Annotated in this window: 20 protein-coding genes and 2 tRNA genes; 7 read left to right on the forward strand and 15 right to left on the reverse strand. The window is 61.5% G+C overall.

The window, feature by feature from the left end; translation table 11 throughout:
- Positions 1-85: 85 nt before the first annotated feature.
- On the forward strand, positions 86-1,291 hold the full coding sequence (locus GA829_RS24190; RefSeq protein WP_195175115.1) for an ROK family transcriptional regulator: 1,206 nt from the start codon (positions 86-88) through the stop codon (positions 1,289-1,291).
- Here the strand turns inward: GA829_RS24190 and GA829_RS24195 are convergent.
- The 8 genes from GA829_RS24195 to GA829_RS24230 form a co-directional block, all read right to left on the reverse strand.
- A complete protein-coding gene (locus GA829_RS24195) occupies positions 1,288-3,312 on the reverse strand; it encodes a beta-N-acetylhexosaminidase (protein ID WP_195175116.1) in 2,025 nt (674 codons plus the stop codon). The genes GA829_RS24190 and GA829_RS24195 overlap by 4 nt on opposite strands.
- 13 nt (positions 3,313-3,325) lie before the next feature.
- A complete protein-coding gene (locus tag GA829_RS24200; RefSeq protein WP_195175117.1) occupies positions 3,326-3,805 on the reverse strand; it encodes a GNAT family N-acetyltransferase in 480 nt (159 codons plus the stop codon).
- A gap of 11 nt (positions 3,806-3,816) precedes the next feature.
- A complete protein-coding gene (locus GA829_RS24205) occupies positions 3,817-4,740 on the reverse strand; it encodes an ABC transporter ATP-binding protein (RefSeq protein ID WP_195175118.1) in 924 nt (307 codons plus the stop codon).
- Positions 4,737-5,552: an ABC transporter ATP-binding protein gene (locus GA829_RS24210; protein WP_195175119.1), complete on the reverse strand. Its 816-nt coding sequence runs from the start codon at positions 5,550-5,552 to the stop codon at positions 4,737-4,739. The genes GA829_RS24205 and GA829_RS24210 overlap by 4 nt, the downstream gene beginning before the upstream one ends.
- A complete protein-coding gene (locus GA829_RS24215; protein ID WP_195175120.1) occupies positions 5,549-6,451 on the reverse strand; it encodes an ABC transporter permease in 903 nt (300 codons plus the stop codon). The genes GA829_RS24210 and GA829_RS24215 overlap by 4 nt, the downstream gene beginning before the upstream one ends.
- Positions 6,448-7,431 (reverse strand): ABC transporter permease, encoded by a 984-nt coding sequence (locus tag GA829_RS24220; protein WP_195175121.1) that lies wholly within the window; start codon positions 7,429-7,431, stop codon positions 6,448-6,450. Before GA829_RS24220 ends, GA829_RS24215 begins: the two co-directional genes overlap by 4 nt.
- A 22-nt stretch (positions 7,432-7,453) precedes the next feature.
- Positions 7,454-9,148 (reverse strand): ABC transporter substrate-binding protein, encoded by a 1,695-nt coding sequence (locus tag GA829_RS24225; protein ID WP_195175122.1) that lies wholly within the window; start codon positions 9,146-9,148, stop codon positions 7,454-7,456.
- Positions 9,149-9,610: 462 nt separating this feature from the next.
- Positions 9,611-9,687 (reverse strand) — tRNA-Asp (locus GA829_RS24230).
- A gap of 216 nt (positions 9,688-9,903) precedes the next feature.
- Here GA829_RS24230 and GA829_RS24235 point away from each other — a divergent pair.
- A tRNA-Val gene (locus GA829_RS24235) sits at positions 9,904-9,979 on the forward strand.
- Between the two features lie 20 nt (positions 9,980-9,999).
- Here the strand turns inward: GA829_RS24235 and rbsK are convergent.
- From rbsK to GA829_RS24250, 3 genes are read right to left on the reverse strand one after another with little or no spacing between them, the layout of a single operon-like run.
- Positions 10,000-10,929, reverse strand: coding sequence for a ribokinase (gene rbsK, locus GA829_RS24240; RefSeq protein ID WP_195175123.1), 930 nt, complete (start codon positions 10,927-10,929; stop codon positions 10,000-10,002).
- A gap of 4 nt (positions 10,930-10,933) precedes the next feature.
- Positions 10,934-11,389, reverse strand: a complete 456-nt coding sequence (locus GA829_RS24245) for an RbsD/FucU family protein (RefSeq protein ID WP_195175124.1) — start codon at positions 11,387-11,389, stop codon at positions 10,934-10,936.
- A 28-nt stretch (positions 11,390-11,417) separates the two neighbouring features.
- A complete protein-coding gene (locus GA829_RS24250) occupies positions 11,418-12,476 on the reverse strand; it encodes an ABC transporter ATP-binding protein (RefSeq protein ID WP_195175125.1) in 1,059 nt (352 codons plus the stop codon).
- Positions 12,477-12,770: 294 nt separating this feature from the next.
- Here GA829_RS24250 and GA829_RS24255 point away from each other — a divergent pair, with 294 nt between their 5' ends.
- From GA829_RS24255 to GA829_RS24270, 4 genes are all read left to right on the forward strand, one after another.
- A complete protein-coding gene (locus GA829_RS24255; RefSeq protein WP_195175126.1) occupies positions 12,771-14,435 on the forward strand; it encodes a type 2 periplasmic-binding domain-containing protein in 1,665 nt (554 codons plus the stop codon).
- A 90-nt stretch (positions 14,436-14,525) separates the two neighbouring features.
- Positions 14,526-15,647, forward strand: coding sequence for a carbohydrate ABC transporter permease (locus GA829_RS24260; protein WP_195175127.1), 1,122 nt, complete (start codon positions 14,526-14,528; stop codon positions 15,645-15,647).
- An 11-nt stretch (positions 15,648-15,658) separates the two neighbouring features.
- The gene (locus tag GA829_RS24265) at positions 15,659-16,576 is read left to right on the forward strand and encodes a carbohydrate ABC transporter permease (protein ID WP_027057238.1); all 918 of its coding nucleotides are present in this window, start codon (positions 15,659-15,661) and stop codon (positions 16,574-16,576) included.
- A 3-nt stretch (positions 16,577-16,579) separates the two neighbouring features.
- Positions 16,580-16,894: a hypothetical protein gene (locus tag GA829_RS24270; protein ID WP_195175128.1), complete on the forward strand. Its 315-nt coding sequence runs from the start codon at positions 16,580-16,582 to the stop codon at positions 16,892-16,894.
- On the opposite strand, the gene GA829_RS24275 is transcribed toward GA829_RS24270, so the two are convergent.
- Together GA829_RS24275 and GA829_RS24280 are read right to left on the reverse strand one after the other, a co-directional pair.
- Positions 16,891-17,634, reverse strand: a complete 744-nt coding sequence (locus GA829_RS24275) for a creatininase family protein (protein WP_195175129.1) — start codon at positions 17,632-17,634, stop codon at positions 16,891-16,893. The genes GA829_RS24270 and GA829_RS24275 overlap by 4 nt on opposite strands.
- A 6-nt stretch (positions 17,635-17,640) precedes the next feature.
- The gene (locus GA829_RS24280) at positions 17,641-18,213 is read right to left on the reverse strand and encodes an SIS domain-containing protein (RefSeq protein WP_195175130.1); all 573 of its coding nucleotides are present in this window, start codon (positions 18,211-18,213) and stop codon (positions 17,641-17,643) included.
- Between the two features lie 166 nt (positions 18,214-18,379).
- On the opposite strand from GA829_RS24280, the gene GA829_RS24285 reads away from it, so the two are divergent.
- Positions 18,380-19,402 carry an aldo/keto reductase gene (locus GA829_RS24285; protein ID WP_195179793.1) on the forward strand — a complete coding sequence of 341 codons (1,023 nt, stop codon included), beginning with the start codon at positions 18,380-18,382 and terminating at the stop codon, positions 19,400-19,402.
- Between the two features lie 75 nt (positions 19,403-19,477).
- On the opposite strand, the gene hupB is transcribed toward GA829_RS24285, so the two are convergent.
- Together hupB and lon are read right to left on the reverse strand one after the other, a co-directional pair.
- Complete coding sequence (gene hupB, locus GA829_RS24290) at positions 19,478-19,750, reverse strand: DNA-binding protein HupB (protein WP_127268007.1); 273 nt, start codon at positions 19,748-19,750, stop codon at positions 19,478-19,480.
- Between the two features lie 197 nt (positions 19,751-19,947).
- The gene (gene lon / locus GA829_RS24295; protein ID WP_195175131.1) at positions 19,948-22,359 is read right to left on the reverse strand and encodes an endopeptidase La; all 2,412 of its coding nucleotides are present in this window, start codon (positions 22,357-22,359) and stop codon (positions 19,948-19,950) included.
- Positions 22,360-22,514: the final 155 nt, after the last annotated feature.

A 22,514-nucleotide genomic window follows, 5' to 3' on the forward strand; every position in this document is an offset into this window, starting at 1 on the left:
TACGCCTCGAGCATGCCTTTCGTTTGCCGCCCGCCATTTGACAAACCGGCCGGCTGCTCGCATTGAGTGGGCACAGCGGTCGAAAATGAAAACAATATCAGGCACCAACCTCGAGCAGGCCAAATCGCACAACCGGCGCGTGGTGATTGAATCCATCCGCGCCAATGGCCCGTTGTCGCGTGCGGCGATCGCTCGCATGACGGCGCTGACGGCGCAGACGGTGTCGAACATCGTCGAGGAACTTGAGAAGTCGCACCTGCTCATTCCGGCCGAGGCGCAAAGGCAGGCACGTGGCCAGCCGATCATCCCCTATTCGATCAATCCTCACGGTGCCTATTCGATCGGCCTCGAACTTGGCCGCCAGCGGGCGGCGGGGGTCCTGACTGACCTTTCCGGGGCGGTATGCGCGCGAACCGAACGTCATGTCGACTATCCCGATCCCGAGCACGCCATGCCGGCTCTCGAAGGCATCGTGGCGGATTTGCAAGGTGCCTTCGCCTTCGACCGCAACCGGCTGCTGGGGGTGGGCATGGCCCTGCCCGGCCGCTATGCCGACGGCGGCGTGACGTCACTCAGCCCGGACAACCTGCCGGGCTGGCAGAACTTTCCGGTTGGCCGCGAACTCGAGGCGCGGGTCAAGGTCCCGGTCCTGGTCGAAAACGACGCGGCGGCGGCGGCGATCGGCGAACGGCTGCATGGTGTCGCGCGCGGTTTCAGCAGCTTTGTCTATCTGTTCCTCGCCCGAGACGGCGGCATCGGCGCCGGCATGTTTCTCGACGGACAGCTCTACAAGGGCAGCCACAGCAATGCCGGTGAGATTGGCCACATTATTGTCGAACCGAACGGCAGGCCCTGTAGCTGCGGCAAGCGCGGATGCCTGGACCGCTACATCTCTCCTTCCGTCGCCTATGAACTGATGGGAATAGACAAGGCCGAGGGGCTGCCGCCGGACGACCTCGACAGGCTTGTCGAAAAGGGGGGCGATGGCCTCGAGGCGTGGCTCGATCAAGCCGTGCAGCCGCTGCGGCAGACCCTCGATTTCCTCGAGCTTGCCTTCGATCCGAAGACCATCGTTCTTGGCGGCAGTGCGCCAACTTCAATGATGCGGCGGCTCGCCGAGCGGCTGGAGCCGCTGCACAAGCCGCTTGATCCGACCGCGCAGGAGCGGACCGTTCCGCGCGTCATGATCGGCATGAGCGGCAAGGACACCGCTATCCTTGGTGCCGCCGCCTTGCCGATCTTCTCAGAAACCAATCCGCGCTTCGACGTGCTGCAGAAGCCGCTTGGTTAGCTCTGTTGTAGCTGGCCGTAGAGCAGCGGCATCAGGCCGGCAAGCGCCCTGAAACGCTCCCACGACTTGGAGGACGGCTTCGTCCAGCCTGTCTCAGCCAGCGCCGAAAGGCGCGGGAAAACCAGCCGGTCGAAGACCGCGCGATCGGTCATGGGCTCCGACCAGATGCAGGCCTGAATGCCGCGCAGCTTTTCTTTCTGTGCTTCCGTCCATCCCTGGACCGGATCAAAACCATAGAGCGTCTCTGTGTCCGAATTGCCGGCCCAGCTGGCGCCCGGTTCATCCCAGTCGGGGCGCAATGCCATGTCGAGATAGTAGACCTGCCCGGGACAGACCACCATCTCGTAGCCGCGCTCGGCCAAACCCGCAGAGACCTCGACATTGCGCCAGCCGCAGAGGTAGCTGTTTGCCTTGTCGATGCGGTCTCCATGCGCCGCCTCCTCCCAGCCGCCGGTGACGCAGCCTCTCCGTGCCAGGAAGCGCTGGATGCGTTCCAGGAATTCCGCTTGTAGGATCGCGGCCCCAGAACCGTCGATGTCATCGGCGCCATGCTTGTTGGTGATGACATTCAATCGCTTGGCGTGCCGGTCGGTAACCGCGTCACCGGCAAATGCCCGCAACCGTTCAAGTGCGATTGGCGAGCCCGACCACGCACCGACTGGAACTTCGTCGGCGCCGATATGGATCGTCTTGAAAGGAAACAGATCGATGAGTTCGTCGAGGATGGTCTCCACGACCTCATAGGTCTTTTCGAGCGCCGGATTGATGCAATTGTCGGGAAAACCCTGGACCGAGTAGTAGCTGCCCAGCTCGTCGGGATCGCGCAGCTCCGGGATTGCCAGCTGCATGGCGTGGCAATGGCCGGGCATGTCGATCTCCGGCACGATCTCCACGCCAAAACCCTGGGCAGAGGCGACGATCTCGCGGATGACTGATTTTGTGTAGTAGCCACCGCTGCGGGCGGGACTCGAGCCAAGCAGCGGCGGAACGGCAAGACCGTGGCCGCGCCAGGCGCCGATCTGCGTCAGCGCCGGATAGGCGTCAATCTCGACCCTCCAGGCTTCATCGTCGGAAAGGTGCCAATGGAACCGGTTGAGCTTGTTCCAGGCGAGAATCGCTACCAGTTTCCTGATCTCTGCCGCGGCATAGAATTGACGGGCAACGTCGAGATGCAGCCCCCGCCAGCCCATCGATGGCTCATCGACGATCTCGCCGCGTGCCGGAAACTGGAACACTTGCGGATGCAGCCTGGCGCCGCGCCAGATGTGACCGAGTGTGACCAGGCCATAGAAGAAGCCGCCCTGGCTACTTGCCTCGATGGTGATCGTCTCGGCCTCGAAACTCAGCCGGTAGGCTTCCGGGCCAAATCCGGCGGCCTTTTTCAAGGCGACGGGAACGGCGCCCTCTGCTTCCGGGCGGACAATGCCTTCGACCGCGAAGAGATGCTCAACCAGCGCAGTGAATCCTCTCGCCGCCGCCTTCGCTTCAGGATCATGCGCCTGTAGCGAAAACCCCGCCGGCAGCGGACGCCGCGACGAGACCGCGACATGGTTCGGCCAAGGGATGATCGACACTTTCACCGGGGCATTGGCCGGGACGGGATAGAGTTCGGCGCCACGCTTCAAGGGCGCGTTGCTTGCAGTGGAGCGGGTCGGCTCAACGCCGAGCGAAATCGTTCTGCCGTCGGCAAGCACGAGATAGGCCGATGTCGCGCCATCGGTCCAGTGACGGAAGTTCCAGCTCAACGCGTGGACGGCAATCGTCCAGGTTTCGCCCGAGCCCAGCACAAAGCCCGCCGGTGGGTGAAATTCAGTGAAGTTCGAGAGCCGCCTGGCGATGGTCGCGCCTTCGACACGACCCGCCGGATCGACGCGCCCGGGTCCGGAGACACAGAGCGCGAAGCCCGAAATCGGCTCAGCGCCCGAATTCTTCAGACACAGGATATAGGAGAGGTCCTTGCCATCCGATGGCGGTTCCCAAAGGGTTTCCAGCCGCAGGGCCAGGAGTCGCGGTGCAGACATGATCACTCTTCACTTACTGGAATTTGGATTTCAGGAGTCCGGCATAGACACCCGGGCTGGAATTGGGGATCGGCATGGCACCCACCGTTTTTTCGTAAAACGCGGATGGTCCAACGTCGCCGATGATCGCGTAGGCGTAGCCCATGGCCTTCAGGTCGTTGAGGCTGGCGAAGAGCAGCGCCCGGCCAACCCCCAAGCCGCGCTGGCTTTCTTCCACGCCCGTCGGACCGAAAAAGCCGCGCGCCGTCGCCTCGTGACAGGAGAAACCCAGAAGCTTCTGCTCGCGCGTGGCGATGAAGCAGGCCGGCGGCTGTCGCGCCATGGCGATGGTCGTCTCGCTCGCCCAGCCGTCGCCGAACCGCGCCTCGACCCAGCGCACGATGAGGTTCAGTTCGGGTGACAGGGCGCGCCGGATGGTCACGCCTTCGCGCGCCATCCGCTCGGTTGACTGCGCGTCCTGCGGCAAGGTGGAAAGGTTCACCAGATAGTCCACGAAACCATCCTCTATGTCGCGGCGCCAAGGGCGCGCTTGAAATGATTGGGGCCGATTTGCTCGATGACAGTGGATTCGGGACGGCTCAACGCCCGCACCTTTTCCGCCTGTTCGAGAAAACGCGCACTGTCGCCCCTGACGAACGGGCGGCCATCAGGGACCGCCGAAAGCAGGAGTTGCGTGTAAGGGTGGGCTGGATTGGCCAGCACGCTGTCGGTGTCACCCCACTCCACCGTCTGGCCGGCGAACATCACGACGATCTCCTCGGCCACATGCGCAGCGGTCGCAATGTCATGCGTGATGTAGAGCATCGCGAGCTCCTTCTCCCGCTTCACCCGGGCAAGCAGGTCGAGAATGTCCTTGCGAATGGACACATCGAGCATCGAGGTCGGTTCGTCCGCGACCAGGACGCTCGGCTGGACAGCGAGCGCCCGGGCGATGTTGACGCGCTGGCGCTGGCCGCCGGAGAGTTCGTGCGGAAATTTGTGTTTCGTCACAGCCGGATCGAGGCCGACGCTCGCCAGCAGCTGGGCAATGTTGTCTTCGATGGCCGGCCTGGACGCGCCGTGCCCATGCAGCCGCAGCGGCCGCAACAGATGGTGGCTTACCGTGAAGACCGGATTGAGTGACGAGAAAGGGTCCTGAAAGACCATCTGTACGTTTTTGCGGTAGAGATGCTCGTCTTTCGCCTGCCCGCGCGCCGTCAGGTTCTGCCCTCGGAAGAAGAGCGCGCCGCCCGTCGGTCTGTCGAGCCTGGCGATGATGCGGGCGCAGGTCGTCTTGCCGCAACCGGACTCGCCGACCAGTGCCAATGCACGGCCGGGAAAGAGCGAGAAGGATACGCCCTTCAACGCCCGCACCGCGCCAAAATGGCGTTCTATCCTGTCAAGCCGGATGACCGGGCCGGCACCATATGGATTTGCCTGGGGTCTCATGCCGGGATACCCGAAAGATGTGTCTTGCCGGGAATCTGGGGAATGGCGTTCCACAGTTTGCGAGTGTAGGCGTGCAAAGGCGCCTCGCTGATCTGGCGCACGTCACCGACTTCGACGAGTTCCCCCTTCAGCATGACACCGATGCGCTGGCTGAGCTGCCCCATCAGATGCAGGTCATGCGTGATGAACAGCACCGAGAAACCGTAGCTGCGCTGCAGGTCGACGACCTGTTCGAGGATTTCCCGCTGGACGACGACATCGAGTGCCGTCGTCGGCTCGTCCATGATGATGAGTTCGGGCTTGAGCGCCAGGCAGATGGCGATCACGATGCGCTGGCGCATGCCGCCGGAAAATTGATGCGGATAGTCGCTGACGCGATGCGCGGGAATGCCGACGAGGCGAAACATCTCATCGGCGCGCGCCCGCGATTCCTGCCGTGAGCAGCCGGTATGCCGGTGCAGGACATCATGGAACTGCGCCTCGACCCGCATCAGCGGATTGAGCGAATTCATCGCGCTCTGGAACACCATGCCGATGCGCTTCCAACGGATTTTCTGCATCTCGCGCTCGGGCAGGCGCAGGAGATCGCACCCGTCCAGCCGGATGCTGCCGCCGCTGATCCAGGCCGGCGCCTTGGAAAGGCGCGTGATGGCATAGGCGATGGTGCTCTTGCCGCAACCGGACTCGCCGGCCAGTCCGAAGATTTCGCCGCGCCCGATGTTGAAGGAGACCTCCTTGACGGCCCGGAATTCCCCCTTGTCGACGAGGTAGTCGACATTGAGCCTCTCGATTTCCAGCAAATTGTCGCTCATCGACCCGCCTCCAGCTGCCGGTTGCGGACGCGCGTGAGGCGGAACCAGCGCGTCAGCGCCGGACCGGAGCGAAGTTGCGGGTTGGCAATCTCGTCGAAGGTGAAGTTGAGCAGCGCGAGACCCAGGCCGGTCAGCGCGATGCCGGCTGCCGGCGCCCCGATATCCCACCAGGCGCCGACCATGATCGCCGACGAGTTCTGGGCATTGTAGAGCATCGTGCCCCAGGAGACTTTCAGCGGGTCGCCAAAGCCGAGATATTCGAGCGTCGTTTGCGCGACCAGGGCGTAGATGATGCTGCCGACGAGATTGATGCCGACCAGCGGCGTCAGGTTGGGTAGGATTTCAACGAAGATGATGCGCCATGCCGGCTCGCCGATCATCTTGGATGCGGTGACGAAATCGCGGTTGCGAAGCGCCAGCGTCTGCGCACGTGTCATCCGCGCGCCCCACGGCCATGAGGTCAGCGCGATGATCACCATGATCGTCATCGGCCCGACCGTGCCGGCAAAGGATGCAAGCAGGATCAGCAGGGGCAGGTTCGGGATCACCAGAACGGCATTGGTAAAGAGATCGAGCGCGGCGTCCGTCCTGCCGCCGACATAGCCAGCGATGAGCCCGATCGCGGTGCCGAGAATGGTAATGGCAATCCCTGTGGCAAATCCGACCGCGAGAGAGGTGCGCGCGCCCCAGACGAACTGGCGATAGACATCGCGCCCCATCTTGGTGGTGCCCATCACATGCTCGACGGATGGCGGCTGATGCGAACGACCGACACGCGCGGCGGGCTCGCCCGGCGCAATGATGGGAGCAAACAGCGCCATCAGCCCGAGAACCACGATGATGATCAGACCGGCGACAGCCTTTTTCTGTGCAAGGATGGGCTGCAAAGCGAGTTTCATTCGGATGCCTCCCGCAGCCTGGGGTCGACAAGCCCGTAGATGATGTCGACCAGCAGATTGGCGCCAAGCGTGGCCAGCGTCATCAAAAGCAACTGGCCCTGGATGACCGGATAGTCGCGGGTGATGCTGGCGGTATAGAGCGTCAGGCCCAGGCCCGGGTAGTTGAAGACGATCTCGGTCACGATCGAGCCACCGAAGACCGCGCCAAGCATCAATGCCAGGTTGGTCAGAACCGGCAGCATGGCATTGCGCGCGCCATAGCTGAAAATGACGGCCTGGTGGCTGAGGCCCTTCGCCCGGCCCATCGTCACGTAGTCCTCGCCGAGCACCGAAATCATCGACGAGCGCATCGTCGTCTGGAATTCACCGATGAGGTAAGGCGACAGTGTCAGGACTGGCAGGATCGCATGCGCGAAAACACTGCCGATGAAGGTAAAATTGAAGGCCGGATCAAGATTTGGATCATAGGCATAGCCGACCGGAAACCATCGCAAGGAAACCGCGAAGACAAACAGCGTGGTCAGGGCGATGATGACAGGTGGGATGGCGATCATGATCACGGCGAGCGGTGAGACGATGGTGTCGAAGCGGCCGCCACGGCGCCACGCGGCCACGGCTCCGAGCACGACGCCGACGCACAGTGAGAAGGTGATGGCGGTGACCACCAGAAACGAGGTCCAGATTGCCGAGCGGCCCAGGACCTGCGTTACCGTTTGCGGGTAATACTTTACCGAAACGCCGAGATCCAAGGTGGCAAGCCCCCTGAGATAGTCGACAAACTGCGACAGCAGCGGCTGATCGACTGCGCCGAAGCGCGCTTTGATCGCTTCGATGGCCGCGGGCGTCGCGCGCGGGCCGAGCTGCGCGATCATGGCATCGACGGGGCTCCCCGGCATAAGCCGGGGAAGCACGAAGTTCATCACAATGGCGAATGCCAGGGCGACTGCGTAGACGCCGAGGCGCCGCCGGGAAATATGCATTCCGTTGTCTCTCGTCCGGTTCTTATTGAACTGGCTTGAGACGTAGCAGATGCATCAGGCGCATGCGGTTGTTGTCATGGTCTTCCGGGTTCATCACCGGATCCTTGTCGGTGACCCAGCCGGTGAAGCGCTTGCTGGAATACTGGTACCAGGTTGGGCCGTTGAACACCGGCACGACCGGGAAACCATCGGCGATCAGCACCTGGATCTCGTTGAAGATCTTCTTGTGATCTTCGTCCGAGGTCACCTTGGAATATTGATCGAAGAGCGCATCAAGCTTGGGATCGGAATAGCGCGATGGCGCGCTGGTGATGCGCCCGCCATAATTCGTCGACAGGCTCTGATAGTAGCCACGGAACGGTGTTGCGCCATCGGCACGCGAGTTCATGACGACCTCGAAGCTGCCGTCGAGGATCTGCTTTTGCCACTGCTCATATTCCGGCGTGGCCACCGAAGCGTTGATGCCGGCAGCGCGCAGACCTTCGACCGCGATCTGAACCGCATCGATCCAATCCGTCCAGCCGTTCGGCACGATGACTGGAAAGGCGATCGGCTTTCCGGTCGGTGTGGTGCGGAAACCGTCGGCGCCCTTCTTGTAGCCGGCATCGTCAAGGATCTTGTTTGCCCTGGCGGTGTCGAACCCCATGAATTCGTCCTTGGCGCCTTCGGCATCCTTGTTGCGCCAGGATTCGAAACGCGGCGGCAGGCCCGACGCATGCAAGTTGACAACCGGATAACCGAAGCCCGCGATATCAACCATTGCGGTGCGGTCCATCGCCAGGCTGAAGGCGTGGCGGAAGTTCAGGTCCTTGTAGGCTTCGAGGTTGCCGGGGTTCGTGCTCTTGAAATTCATCTGGAAGGCAACCGTCTCGGCCGGCGGCTGCCAGTACCCGTTGTGATCAGCATCGAGCGCGACGAAGGTTTTGTCGATCTCGGGGATGAACGAGCCGATCCAGTCCATCTTGCCCTCTGGCAAGGTGGCCAGCATCTGGTCGTTGCCGGAAATCTGCGGCAGCCGCAGACAATCGACATGTAGCGACGCAGCGTCCCAGTAGTTCGGGTTGCGGCACTGCTCATAGACCTGCGGCGTGAAGCGGCGCAGTTCCGTCATCGGGCCCGACCCGATCGGCTTGTCGTTCTTGAACGCGACAGGGTCGGCAACGTCCTTCCAGATATGTTCGGGTACAACCGGAAGATCGCCGATCGATTCCGGGAAATCAGAATTGACCGCCTTGAGATTGATCTTGATCTCGGTCGGCGACGGAGCCTCGACGGAGGCGACCGTCTGGCCGACGCCGACGATGTCGAGCGCGGCGTTCTTCAGCATCAGGTCGATCGTGTATTTCACATCAGCCGACGTCAGCGGCTGGCCATCGGACCATTTCACACCGGGTCGCAATTCATAGGTGATCGATTTCAGGTCGTCGGAGAACTTGTAGCCGGTCGCCAGGCGCCAAACCGGCTTACCGCCGTCCTGCGCGTTGAAAATGACCAGCGGCTCATAGATGAAATCCATCGTGCTCTGCCGGCGGCCGGCAAGGTCGAAAGGATTGAAGTTCTGGACCCAGCTGGTCTGCTCCTCGATGTGCATGGTGAGCACGGCTTCAGCCGCCGAAGCGGCTCCGGTGCCCCAGGCCATCAGAGCCGCCATGGCCGTCGCCGCGGCCCAGCCGGCACGCGCGGAAACAATGCGGCTTACGCTTTTGTGTTGTCCCATTCTCACGTTCCCTCGGTTATGATTTTTGAAGTCAATCAAATTGATTTAATAGTGCAGACTTCGACCGGTGCCGTCAATTGTCAGGATGCAATTTTTCCACATGTCGCGGACAAGAGGACGAAATGCTTCAAATCCGATCGGAAGTCGGTTCGGCCAAATACGTCGGTGCGCTGACCATGTAGCGAGCCTCAACTACCGATCCGATCGGGTATGCGCGCGATGGCGCTGTCGTCGCTATCGGTCGCTGATCCCAGCCTGGCCATGCCAAGCGCCGCCATCCGGATATTTGAAGGGCAACTCGGGAGCGGTGGGGGAAGTCTGCTTTCTGATCCAAATTGCAAGGATGGAAAGCCAATGAGCACTGCGAAGCAGTGCACCTGAGCTCAACTCTTCAAGGAGAGGATTTTGACAAAAAACGTCGACATTTCTCTTAGACCAAGGATCGTTGACCCTTGAGAGAAATGGCGCGAGTGACGGGGCTCGAACCCGCGACCTCCGGCGTGACAGGCCGGCACTCTAACCAACTGAGCTACACCCGCGCATTGACGAGCACGTGTCAGCCGTGTTCGTCGTTGGGGCGGTGGATAAGGGGTTCGTTACCGGGTGTCAAGCGCACCTGGACAGCATAACAGCAAACTAGAGAAGGTTTTTTGACAGGCACCATTTTGTCGCGGATCACGGCTGCGGACTACGCCGGCAAACGCTCATTTGGCCTTGCGAAGCCTCTCCTAACTGCTTAAAGGTCCGGCCGGAGCGGGCGATTAGCTCAGTTGGTAGAGCGCTTCGTTTACACCGAAGATGTCGGCGGTTCGAGTCCGTCATCGCCCACCACTTCAGTTGCCGCTGCGGCATTAGCCCTTGGCGAGCAGCGCCTCAACTTCCTGCAATGTCGGCATGGATGGCGCAGTGCCAGCCCGCGTCACGGAAATGCCGGCGACCGCGCTGGCAAAGCGTACCGCTTGCAGGGGCTCGACACCCCGCGACAACGCCGCTGCGAAACCACCATTGAAGGCGTCGCCCGCCCCCGTGGTCTCGACCACCGGGCCGGCACTGACGGCTGGGACATGTTCCGAACGCGTCGCGTCGTGCAGCAATGCGCCCTTCTCGCCAAGCGTGATGATGACCGCTCCGACGCCCATTTTGAGCAGCTTCGCGGCGGCTCGCCGGGCATCGTCCACCGTAACGACCTTTATTCCGGTCAATTCAGCCGCTTCGGTCTCATTGGGCGTGAGATAGTCACAGAGCGCGTAGATGCCATCGGGCAGCTTTGCCGCCGGCGCCGGATTGAGGATCGTCGTGACCCCTGCCCCGCACGCGATCTCCAGCGCCTTTATCGCGGCGTCTATCGGCTGTTCGAGTTGAGTGACGAAAACACCGGCTGTGCGAATCAAGGCTGCATTGGCCTCGATGTCATCAGGCGAGATCAGCATCGCCGCACCGGGGCTCACGATGATGGCGTTGTTGCCGGTCGCCTCCTCGACGAAGATATAGGCGGCACCCGTATAACTCTCAGGCGTATCGATCACGGCATTCCTGACGCCGGCTTGCGCCCAGGTCTGCCTGGCCATCTCGGCGAAGGGATCGACGCCGAGACGCGTCAGGAAGGTGACGTCGGCGCCGAGCTTGCCGGCGGCAACGGCCTGATTGGAGCCCTTGCCGCCAGGTCCGAGCGTGAAGGATGTCCCTAGGACCGTCTCACCCATGCGCGGCTGCCGCTGCGCCCGGTAAGCGGTGTCGGCGACGAACACACCGAGGACGACGATTGGCTTGCCGGAGACCATGCCGCTACTCCGCATCCGGCGGCACGACGCCCTTGCGGAAGGCGAAACAGCCGTAGAAGCGGCGCTCACCGGTCTGGATGACGCAATAGGCCTGCTTGGCGCGCTCGTAGAAAGCGTAGCGCTCGACCGGCATCATCGGCCAGGATTTTCCTTCGGCCTTGTCGATCGCCTTCTGTACCTCCTGCTGGACAGGTGGAATCTCGTTCGGCTTGTCGACGATTTCCATCCGTGCGGCGGAATCATCGACGAAAGTGTCAAGCGGGTAGAGCGACAGCACGGCGGTAACAGCCTCGGCCGCGGTGACATTGTCGATCCTCAGCAGCTTGCCGAGACGGGTCTGGCGCGCGATCGAATCCGAAGGAAAATTTGTGTCGGCGATGATCAGGTCATCGCCATGCCCCATCGCCCGCAACGCATGAAGCACGTCGGCGTTGAGCAGCGGGCTGATATTCTTGAGCATGATGGTCCTCGTGCAAGGGGATTTGATATCAGAGACGCTTGCCGGTCTCCGCATCGAAAAGATGAACCTGATCCAGCCTTGGCTTCAGGTGGAGCGTATCGCCTGGCTTGAAATCGTGACGCTCGCGAAACAGCGCCACCATCTCGCCGTCGCCGAAGCGCAGGAATACCAGGGTTTCGGAGCCGGTCGGCTCGACCACCGAGATGCGCGCGGGCACGCCATCGGGATGGATTTCAAGATGCTCGGGCCGCACGCCATAGACGACATCGCGCCCGTCCTCTGCCCCGCTGGTCGCTGCGATGGGAAACAACGTTCCGGCAATCTCGACGCCCGGCTTTTCGCCCTTGCGCACGACACCCTTGAGCAGGTTCATCGACGGTGAGCCGATAAAGCCGGCAACGAAGAGGTTGGCTGGCTTGTCGAAGAGTTCCAGCGGGGCTCCCACCTGTTCGATGCGGCCATCCCGCATGACGACGATCTTGTCGGCCATCGTCATGGCTTCGATCTGATCATGGGTGACATATATCGTGGTGGTCTTCAGGCGCTGATGCAGTTCCTTGATCTCGGTGCGCATCTGCACGCGCAGCTTGGCATCCAGATTGGACAGCGGCTCGTCGAACAGGAATACCTGCGGGTTGCGCACGATGGCACGGCCCATGGCGACACGCTGGCGCTGGCCGCCCGAAAGCTGCCGGGGGTAGCGCTTGAGATACGGCGCGAGGTCGAGAATCTCGGCTGCCCGCCTGACGCGTTCGCTAACCTCGGCCGGATCGGTTTTCCGCAGCTTGAGCGCAAAGGCCATGTTCTGCTCCACCGTCTTGTGCGGGTAGAGCGCGTAGTTCTGGAACACCATGGCGATGTCCCGCTTGGCGGGCGGCAAATGATTGACGACGCGATCGCCGATGGCGATGGTGCCGCCGGAAACAGTCTCGAGCCCGGCCACCATCCGCAACAGCGTGGACTTGCCGCAACCTGACGGGCCGACCAGCACCACGAACTGTCCGTCGGCGATGTCGACGCTGACATCGTGCAGGACCTTTACGGGTCCAAACGCCTTGGCCACATTGCGAATTGCGACTTGAGCCATATCCTCCCCTTCCGGCTGCCTGCCGGTATCTCAGGCGCAGAAGCTAACCAACGCGACCTGCCAGAGCAAGACAGACTCTTATAGATAAAAACCCGTTTTCGTTGACACGGCAGCTGGTTGTGAGAATAGTGGTGGGGCTGGTCCTAATGCCGGAGCCAATCCGCAACCGGAACTTTAAATCGAGCAGGTGGGGTCCTGCATAATTTCGTTCACGAGCCGAGAGAACCGCTGGCGTTCCAGCGTCCGACAGGTTGGCCACATCCATTCACACTGATGTTCTGGGAGGAATAGTCGATGAGAGTAGATCTTTACGAGAAACTGGTTCGTGCGGGCGCTACCAGGCGCGACATACTGAAAGGGGCGGCCAGCATGGCCGCGATGGCAGCGGCATCCGGCGCGGGACTCGGCGCCTTGACGCGTCCTGCCTCGGCCGCAAGCGAACTTCGCGCGAAAATCCTGCAGATTCCGGGCGTTGGCAAGGGCCAGCCGACCGATGCTGATTTCCAGAAGGTGGGTGAGCTCTGCCTCGATGCGACCAAGGCAAGTGTCAAGGAAGGCGAGTTCGCCGGTGTCGAGCTCAAATTCATGGGCCTCAACAACCAGAACCTGCACAATGTGCTGTTCCGCGGCTTCCTGAAGCCTTGGGAAGCCTATACCGGCGCCAAGATCAGCTGGATCGATCTGGCGCAGGCTGACTACAACGCCCGCTTGCAGCAGTCGATTGCCACCGGCACCGTGGACTTCGACATTGCCGAGATGGGCGCGCCTTTCGAAGGCGACGTGTGCGGCAAGGGCCTGACTTCCGAAATGCCCGACTGGGTCAAGAAGCAGATAGATATCGAGGATCTGGTCAACTACCTGAAGCCGCCGGTCGGCACCTGGGACGGCAAGCAGTATCGCGTGACCATCGACGGCGACACGCACAATTTCAACTACCGCGCCGACGTGTTCGCCGATGCCGATCTCGCCAAGCAGTGGAAGGACGGCGGCGGTGCCGGCGAATGGGGCGTGCCGAAGACCTGGCAGCAGGTGCAGGCCGTGACCAAGTTCCTCAAGGGCAAGAAATTCAAGGGCCAGGATGTCTATGGCTATCTCGATGCACCCAAGCCTTGGGGCGGTTTTGGCTTCTACTTCCTTGGCAGCCGCGCCAGCGCCTACGCCAAGCATCCCGACGACAAGGCGTGGCTGTTCGACGCCGACACGATGAAGCCACGCATCAACAATCCGGCCTGGGTGCGCGCCATACAGGACGTGATCGACGCCCTGCCTTCCGAGCCAGCCGACCAGATCAACGCCGACCCGAACACCACCGGTTTCCAGCAATTCCTGGCCGGAACCGGTTCGATGATCCCCTGGTGGGGCGACATCGGCTCGAACGTCAAAACCAACGATTCCTCGGTGGTTGGCGACCTTTGCGGCTTCGATATCCTGCCGGGCTCGGATGACGTCTACAACTCCAAGACCGGCAAATGGGACAAGCTGCCGGGCGGCCCCAATTACGCGCCCAACCTCGCTTATCTCGGCTGGGGCGTCTATGTCATGGCCCGCGTCGACAGCGATCCGAAGAAGCAGAAGGCCGCCTGGAGCGCGGCGGCGCATCTCGGCGGCAAGGATCTGGCGATCTGGACGGCGATGTATCCGTCTGGCTTCCAGTGCTACCGCAACAGCCAGCACGACATCGAGGAATGGGTAGCCGCCGGCTACGACAAGGCGTTCATCACGAACTACCTTGATTCCCAGTTCAACTCTTACAACCATCCGAACGGGGCGATCGAGCCGCGCATCCCCGGCATCTTCCAGTACTACAGCGCTGCCGAGGACATCCTGGCCAACACCTTCGCCGGCAAGATGAAGGCGCAGGAAGGCGCTGACGCCATTGCCGCGGCCTGGGAAAAGCTGACCGACCAGATCGGCCGCGAAAAGCAAGTCAAGCTCTACAAGGCCTCACTCGGCGTGTAGGCTGCGCTATGAACCCGTGGTCCGGCGGCAACGCCGGACCACAGCCTCCAGCTCCGGCTCCAAGTAGGGCCTTCCAAACGGGCGAGATTTGTGGCTGACCAGACTTCGACCGCAAACCAGTGGCCGGCAGATGCCGCCCCCTATGATCTGATCTCTCCCGGCCGCAAACGGCTTGGCTGGGCGCTGATGGCCGCCGCGACGCTCGGCCTGCTGGCGACGATCGTACTTGAGATACTGTACAAGACCGATACCGACACGATCGGCTTCGAAACCTGGCGCCCGGTTGTCTATGCCTATGTGCTGTGGGGCGTGGCGCTCGGCATCGGCCAGGTGCTGACGCGCGGCGAGGACGGCCAGCGTGCGCTGTTCCTGCTGCCGGCGCTGCTGTTCACCATCGCCATGGTGATCTTCCCGACGCTGTTCGGCCTCTACATTGCGCTGACCGACTGGAACCTGAGTTCGTTCTCGGGCCGCAAATTCAACGGGCTCGACAATTTCTGGCAGATGCTGAACGACCCCTACTACCGCAATGCGCTGTTCAACATGGTGCTATACGTGCTGGCGGTGCTGGTCGAATATGTCATCGCCTTCGGGCTGGCGCTGCTGCTCAACGCGCAGATCCGAGCGCGCAAGTTCTTCCGCGTCGTCTTCCTGATGCCGTTGATGCTGTCGCCGGTCGCCGTGTCGTGGATGATCGGCAAATCGCTCATGGAGTACCGGTTCGGGCCGGCGGCAACGCTGGCGCGCCATCTCGGCTGGGAGAATCCGGCTTTCTTCTCGGATCCGATCACCGCGCGGATCTCGGTCATGATACTGGATGCCTGGACCTTCATTCCGTTCATGATGATCATGCTGCTGGCCGGCCTGCAGGCCATGTCGCGCGAGGTTCTGGAGGCCGCACGGGTCGACGGCGCCAATGCCTGGCAGACCTTCTGGCAGGTCACCTTTCCGCTGATGCTGCCGGTGTCGGTGACGGCGGTGATCCTGCGCATCATCTTCAAGCTGAAACTTGCCGATATCATCATCACGGTGACGTCAGGCGGCCCCGGCGGCGCCACCGATTCCGTGTCGAGCTTCATCTACCGCGAATACCGCGACCGCTCGAATGTCGGCTACGGCACCATGCTGGCGATGGCCTATCTCGTCATCATCGTCGTCTTCGTGACCTGGCTGCTGAAATTCGCCAACCGCTTCGTGCGCAACGTCAACTGAGTGGCCGGATCATGAGCGTTCAGACCACCGAGTACACCGTTTCCGAAATCCGCTCTCCGGCGAGCTTCATCACAAGCCGCGTCTTCATCTACGGCGCGCTGGTGTTCTGGGCTTTCATCTGCCTGTTCCCGATCTACTGGACGATAACCACCTCGTTCAAATCGGCGGTCGACGTCACGCAAGGCCATCTCATCCCTTTCATCGACTTCCAGCCGGACTGGAAGGGCTGGCGATCGCTCGGCCTCTCGCCGGACTCGATCTTCCAGACATCCACGGTGCGTGACGAGTTCTTCAAGCGCTTCATGAACTCGGTCATCACCTCGGTCGGGGCGTCGAGCCTCGCCATCGTCATCGGCAGCCTGGCGGCCTACGGCCTCACGCGCTACCGCTATCACTTCGCCTGGTTCAAGAACGAGGACATTTCGTTCTTCTTCCTGTCGCAACTGATCCTGCCGCCGGTGGTGCTGGCATTGCCCTTCCTGGTGCTTTACCGGGAAGTCGGCTTGCTCGACACGCGCATCGGGCTGATCCTGCTCTACACGCTGATGGTGCTGCCGATCGTCATCTGGATCATGCGCGACCAGTTCAACTCCATTCCGGTCGAGCTCGAAGAAGCGGCCCTTGTCGACGGCCTTTCGATCTGGGGCGCCTTCTTCCGCATCGTCATGCCAATCGCGCTGCCGGGCATGGTCGCCGCCTTCATCCTGGCGATGGTGCTGTGCTGGAACGAGTATTTCTTCGCCGCACTGCTGACCTCCACCGACGCCAAGACGATACCCGTGATGGTGGCTAGCCAGACCGGCTCGCAAGGCATCAACTGGTGGTCGATGGCAGCGCTTGCCACCGCCGCGATCGCGCCGCTAGCCGTCATCGGCATCGCGCTCGAGCGCTATCTGATCATGGGCATGACAGCGGGAGCGGTGAAGTAGGCCATGGCCGCCAGATACTGGTTCGCACGCAACATTCGCGTCGGCCACCAGGGCTATGACCGCTATGGCAAGGGCGTGATGCCGATCAGTTGGGAAGGCCGGGCGGTGATCGCCGGCTTCATTGCCGCCATGATCAGCGGCGGTCTGTCCATGCTGTTTATCGGGCTCTACACCAGCCTCTTTGCCCTCGGGATCGCGCTGTTCGTCATCCTCGCCATTGCCGGCGGCGGCACCTTCATCTGGGCCGTGGCAACGAAGAGCGACCCGGACAAGAGCATGGCCGAGTATCGGGCGGAGCGGCAGAAGAATAGAGCCTAGCGCGTCAGGATGGTGCGCAGATGGTCCATGATCATGGCGACGCCCGTTTGCCCGAGTTCGGCTGACGCATCCTTGGCGCTTGCCGTGTACCAGCTCTTGTTGTCACTGAAATGCGCGGCGTCCACGGCATCGGGACACAGCGCCAGCATCAGCGACGTTTCACCGATCCCCGCATGGTCGAACGGGTATTTACCGTTCATCTGCGCCGGCATCAGCGGGTGGACCTGCACCCAGTTGAAGAAATTGCCGCCTTCCGCATGTTCGGCGTAGTAGCCAGCCATCGCCTCCGAGCCCCACCAGCCTTCGCCGCGTTCCTTTTCGAGAAAGCGGAAGATCGCTTGCCGGCCGGCGGTCTTGAAGGCGAGATCGGTCGGCATGCCGGCCGCGAAATTCTCGGTCTGGTGGTGGATGATGGCGTGGATGTTGCGAAAGCCGATGCGCAGCAGGCCATAGAAAAGTTCCTCCGCGAAAGGTGCCAGCGCATGGCCGCCAACCTGCACTGAGCCACTGCCTTCCGGCGCCGCCACCGCGTAGCTTGCCGCGCCGTAGTAGAAGGATGGAAGGATGACGATGTCCCTCTCCTTCTCGAACAGCTCCAGCGTCTTGATGACGGCCAGCGTATCCATGCCGACAGCCATGTGCTCGCCATGGTATTCCAGCACGCCGAGCGGCAGGACGATCGGCCAGTTCTCAGCGATCGCCTTGCGAATCTGGTGCGGCAGCATGAGTTCGTAGCGCATGGGCGTCTATTCCATGTTGGTGTGACGGGCGCGCATGGCTTCGGGCGAGGCTCCGGTCAGGGACTTGAGCTTCAGCACCATCACCTCGAAGAGCAGGAACAATGCGCCTTCGAACACCGAACCCATAGGCAATACGGAAGTCCGCTGCGAACCCTGATCGTCGGCCATGGTCTGCGCTGGAATGAGCAGCGTGAAATCAGCGAGTCTTGCCGCACTGGCCCCAGCTTGGGCAGTCAGCAGGAGGCTCGCGGCGCCAGCGTCGCGCGCGACCTGCATCAGGGTCAGCACGGTCGAGGTTTCACCCGGGCCGGAACTGACCAGGAAGACGTCGCCGGGTCCCAGCGGCGGCGTTGTCATGTCGCCGACCATCGAGACCGGCAGGCCAAGATGGTAGAGACGCATGGCGAAACCCTTGACCTGCAAGGCCTCACGGCCGCAGCCATAGGCTACGATCTGCTTCGCGCCGGCCAGCATGGCACAGGCGGCATCGATGCCGCCGTCGTCTATTCCGGCCAGGACGGAACCAAGCTCACCCAGAGCGATCGTAAACAGGTTGTCGTCGGTATTGCTCGCGCGCAAAACAGCCTCGAACTCTTCCGGAGATTGTCGCTCGTGGTTTCACGAACAGCTTGATTTCGTTCATGCTACCACCGTGAAAATCCGTGTCCAACGCTCCGCGGTGCTTTTGCAGGGCCACGGGCATGATAGTGTCATGTCAGACAAATCAGCCAGGAAACAGCAGGACATGAAGACACGGCATTTCGACCGCATCGGCAATGGTGGCATCACCTTTACCGAGCTCGGCTTCGGCACCGCGCCACTCGGCAATCTTTACCGTGCTCTTTCAGACGAGGACGCCAATGCCACCCTGGAGGCCGCATGGCGGACCGGCTGCCGTTACTTCGACACCGCGCCGCTCTACGGCCTTGGCCTGTCCGAGACACGGCTCAACCCGTTCCTGAGGTCCAAGCAGCGCGATGAGTATGTGCTGTCGAGCAAGGTCGGTCGCCTCATGCGCGCCTGCGCGCCGGATCAGCGCACAGGCATCGGCAAGTTCTTCGACACGCCGTCACGGCAGGAGGTTTTCGACTACAGCTATGATGGCGTCATGCGCTCCTTTGAAGCCTCGCTGGAGCGCCTTGGCGTCGACCGCATCGATATCCTCTACGTGCATGACGTCGACATCTTCACCCATGGCAGCAAGGAGGCCTCCGACCAGCGCATCGAGGAATTCATGCGCTCCGGTTACTACGGGCTTCTGGCGCTGCGCGATCAGGGCGTCATCAAGGCTTTTGGCGGTGGCATCAACGAATGGCAGGTTGCCCAGACCCTCGCCGAGCGCGGCGATTTCGATCTGTTCCTGCTTGCCGGCCGCTATACGTTGCTGGAACAGGAGGCGCTTGCTACCTTCCTGCCGCTCTGCCAGGCACGTGGCATCGGCATCACTCTCGGCGGCCCCTACAATTCCGGGATCCTAGCCAGCGGGCCGAAGCCAGGGGCATACTACAACTATTCCGAAGCCCCCAAGGAAATCCTCGACCGCGTCGCACGCATCGAGGCGGTCTGCGCACGCCATGGCGTGCGGTTGATCGAGGCCGCCCTGCAGTTTCCACTGCTGCATCCCTCGGTCGTCTCGGTGATCCCCGGTGGCCAGCGGCCAGGCGAGGTGGAAAGCAACCGGTCGCTGCTCGACACCAACCTGCCCGCAGCGCTCTGGGCCGACCTGAAGACGGAAGGGCTGATGCGCGCTGATGCGCCGACGGCCTGATCCGGAGCAGCTGAAAAATGTGCAAAAGAAAAGCCGGGCAAGCCCGGCTTTTCTGGTCTCTGAAAGGAACTGGTCTTAGTTGACCGCGTCCTTGAGGCCCTTGCCAGCCGAGAACTTCGGCACGGTGCGGGCCGGGATCTTCACTTCCGCACCGGTCTGCGGGTTGCGGCCAGTCGATGCCGCACGCTTTGAAACGCTGAAATTTCCGAAGCCGACAAGCCGGACATCGCCGCCCTTTTTCAGTTCGCCGGTGATGACGGAAAATACCGCATCCACAGCCGACTGCGCGTCACCCTTCGAAATGCTCGCGGCGTCGGCGACAGCGGACACCAGTTCGTTCTTGTTCATAAAAATTCCCTTCCATGAGAAAACCGGAACTCAACGACTCATCCGGCAGGAAACGGACTTTAGAAAGAAGCGTTCCGTCAACCAAGTCGAAAAGCTTAGAAAAAAGCGAAAAAAGCCCGGAAATCCGGGGTTTTTCACATGAAAAAGCCGGGCGCGAAGCCCGGCTCTCTCTTTGTGCATTGCACTATTAGAAAATACTAATGCGAAAGTGACTTGCCAGCGTCATCGGCGATGTCCGTGGAAGCCGGAGGATTAGCAGGTTCGACCCATTCAATCGGCTCAGGCATGCGCACCAGTGCGTGGCGCAACACTTCACCAACCCGCGAGACCGGAATGATTTCCATGCCGTTCTTCACGTTATCCGGAATTTCCGCCAGGTCCTTGGCGTTGTCTTCCGGGATCAGCACCTTCTTGATGCCGCCGCGCAGTGCGGCAAGCAGCTTCTCCTTCAGGCCACCGATCGGCAAGATGCGGCCGCGAAGCGTTATCTCGCCAGTCATCGCCACATCGGCACGGACCGGTATACCCGTCAGAACCGACACGATAGCCGTAGCCATGGCGGCGCCAGCAGATGGGCCATCCTTCGGCGTAGCGCCCTCAGGCAGGTGCACGTGAATGTCCCGCTTGTCGAACAGCGGCGGCTCGATGCCGAAATCGATGGCGCGCGAGCGGACATAGGAAGCCGCCGCCGAAATCGATTCCTTCATCACGTCGCGCAGATTGCCGGTCACCGTCATGCGGCCTTTGCCGGGCATCATGACGCCTTCGACCGTCAGCAGCTCGCCGCCGACTTCCGTCCAAGCAAGACCGGTAACGACACCGACCTGATCGTCAGTCTCGACCTGACCGAAGCGATAGCGCTGAACACCGAGATAGTCGGCGAGGTTCGCCGCCGTAATGTTCACCGTCTTCTTCTTCGTCTTCAGGATCTCGGTCACCGCCTTGCGCCCAAGCTTCATCAGCTCGCGCTCCAGGCTCCTGACACCCGCTTCACGGGTGTAGGTCTGGACGATGGCGCGGATAGCGTCCTCGCCGACGGAAAACTCCTTCGGCTGCAGCGCGTGATCGCGGATCACCTTCGGCATCAAATGCCGCTTGGCGATTTCGATCTTCTCGTCCTCGGTGTAGCCAGCGATACGGATGATTTCCATGCGGTCCATCAAGGGCGCGGGGATGTTCAGCGTATTCGCCGTCGTCACGAACATCACGCTCGACAGATCGTATTCGACCTCGAGATAGTGATCCATGAACGTCGAGTTCTGTTCCGGATCGAGCACCTCGAGCAGCGCCGATGACGGATCGCCACGGAAATCCTGACCCATCTTGTCGATCTCATCGAGCAGGAAGAGCGGGTTGGACTTTTTCGCCTTCTTCATCGACTGGATGACCTTGCCGGGCATCGAGCCGATATAGGTGCGGCGGTGGCCGCGAATCTCGGCTTCGTCGCGCACGCCGCCCAGCGCCATGCGGATGAACTCACGTCCAGTCGCCTTGGCGATCGACTTGCCGAGCGAGGTCTTGCCGACGCCGGGAGGTCCAACGAGGCACAGGATCGGACCCTTCAGCTTCTTCTGACGGCTTTGCACGGCGAGATATTCGACGATGCGCTCCTTGACCTTATCGAGACCGAAATGGTCGGTATCGAGTACGTTCTGCGCGTAAGCCAGGTCCTGCTTGACCTTGGAGTTCTTGCCCCACGGAATAGACAGGATCCAGTCGAGATAGTTGCGCACAACGGTCGATTCCGCCGACATCGGCGACATCGTCCGCAGCTTCTTCAACTCGGCTTCCGCCTTTTCGCGGGCCTCCTTGGAGAGCTTGGTCTTCTTGATGCGTGCCTCGATCTCGGCGGCCTCGTCGCGGCCGTCCTCGCCTTCGCCGAGCTCCTTCTGGATCGCCTTCATCTGCTCGTTGAGGTAGTACTCGCGCTGCGTCTTCTCCATCTGGCGCTTGACGCGCGAGCGGATGCGCTTCTCCACCTGCAGGACGGAGATTTCGGCTTCCATGAAGCCCATAGCCTTCTCCAGCCGCTCCTTGACGGAGAGCGTGGCCAGCATTTCCTGCTTCTCGGGGATCTTGATGGCGAGATGCGAGGCAACCGTGTCGGCGAGCTTGGAGTAGTCGTCGATCTGGCTGGCCGCACCGACCACCTCGGGAGAGATCTTCTTGTTCAGCTTGACGTAGTTCTCGAAGTCGGTGACGACGGAACGGGCCAGCGCCTCGACCTCGACTTCCTCCTCTTCCGGCTCGGCCAGCGCCGCAGCGTGGGCCTCGTGGAAGTCAGGACGGTCGGTGAACGACACGATTTTCGCACGCGAAGCGCCTTCGACCAGCACCTTTACGGTGCCGTCTGGCAGCTTCAGCAACTGCAGCACATTGGCGAGCGTGCCGATGTCGAAGATCGCACCGGGCTCGGGATCGTCGTCGGCGGCATTCATCTGGGTGGCAAGCAGGATCTGCTTTTCCTGCCCCATCACCTCTTCCAGCGCCTTGATCGACTTTTCACGCCCGACGAAGAGCGGGACGATCATGTGTGGGAACACCACGATGTCACGCAGCGGGAGGACCGCGAAGACACCGTCGCTGGGAGCCTTGGATACTTTGGCCATTGTCGAACCTTTCATATCGCGGCCACCAATCGGCCAACCGCGAATCTTATATTAACGACCGGGGATCGTTCCGCCTACCACCGTTTGTGACGGGAGTTTTACAGCACAGAAACCGGGCACCTCGGCCTTCTTTGGTTAGTTGGATGCACGATCCA

This window comes from Mesorhizobium sp. INR15 (assembly GCF_015500075.1).
Lineage (GTDB): Bacteria > Pseudomonadota > Alphaproteobacteria > Rhizobiales > Rhizobiaceae > Mesorhizobium.

What these genes read in the sequence shown, in the direction of transcription:
- GA829_RS24190 (WP_195175115.1), top strand. Translation starts at nt 86, where the DNA reads ATGAAAACAATATCAGGCACCAACCTCGAGCAGGCCAAATCGCACAAC.
- GA829_RS24195 (WP_195175116.1), bottom strand. Translation starts at nt 3,312, where the DNA reads ATGTCTGCACCGCGACTCCTGGCCCTGCGGCTGGAAACCCTTTGGGAA.
- GA829_RS24205 (WP_195175118.1), bottom strand. Translation starts at nt 4,740, where the DNA reads ATGAGACCCCAGGCAAATCCATATGGTGCCGGCCCGGTCATCCGGCTT.
- GA829_RS24210 (WP_195175119.1), bottom strand. Translation starts at nt 5,552, where the DNA reads ATGAGCGACAATTTGCTGGAAATCGAGAGGCTCAATGTCGACTACCTC.
- GA829_RS24215 (WP_195175120.1), bottom strand. Translation starts at nt 6,451, where the DNA reads ATGAAACTCGCTTTGCAGCCCATCCTTGCACAGAAAAAGGCTGTCGCC.
- GA829_RS24220 (WP_195175121.1), bottom strand. Translation starts at nt 7,431, where the DNA reads ATGCATATTTCCCGGCGGCGCCTCGGCGTCTACGCAGTCGCCCTGGCA.
- GA829_RS24225 (WP_195175122.1), bottom strand. Translation starts at nt 9,148, where the DNA reads ATGGGACAACACAAAAGCGTAAGCCGCATTGTTTCCGCGCGTGCCGGC.
- rbsK (WP_195175123.1), bottom strand. Translation starts at nt 10,929, where the DNA reads ATGGTCTCCGGCAAGCCAATCGTCGTCCTCGGTGTGTTCGTCGCCGAC.
- GA829_RS24245 (WP_195175124.1), bottom strand. Translation starts at nt 11,389, where the DNA reads ATGCTCAAGAATATCAGCCCGCTGCTCAACGCCGACGTGCTTCATGCG.
- GA829_RS24250 (WP_195175125.1), bottom strand. Translation starts at nt 12,476, where the DNA reads ATGGCTCAAGTCGCAATTCGCAATGTGGCCAAGGCGTTTGGACCCGTA.
- GA829_RS24255 (WP_195175126.1), top strand. Translation starts at nt 12,771, where the DNA reads ATGAGAGTAGATCTTTACGAGAAACTGGTTCGTGCGGGCGCTACCAGG.
- GA829_RS24265 (WP_027057238.1), top strand. Translation starts at nt 15,659, where the DNA reads ATGAGCGTTCAGACCACCGAGTACACCGTTTCCGAAATCCGCTCTCCG.
- GA829_RS24270 (WP_195175128.1), top strand. Translation starts at nt 16,580, where the DNA reads ATGGCCGCCAGATACTGGTTCGCACGCAACATTCGCGTCGGCCACCAG.
- GA829_RS24275 (WP_195175129.1), bottom strand. Translation starts at nt 17,634, where the DNA reads ATGCGCTACGAACTCATGCTGCCGCACCAGATTCGCAAGGCGATCGCT.
- GA829_RS24285 (WP_195179793.1), top strand. Translation starts at nt 18,380, where the DNA reads ATGAAGACACGGCATTTCGACCGCATCGGCAATGGTGGCATCACCTTT.
- hupB (WP_127268007.1), bottom strand. Translation starts at nt 19,750, where the DNA reads ATGAACAAGAACGAACTGGTGTCCGCTGTCGCCGACGCCGCGAGCATT.
- lon (WP_195175131.1), bottom strand. Translation starts at nt 22,359, where the DNA reads ATGGCCAAAGTATCCAAGGCTCCCAGCGACGGTGTCTTCGCGGTCCTC.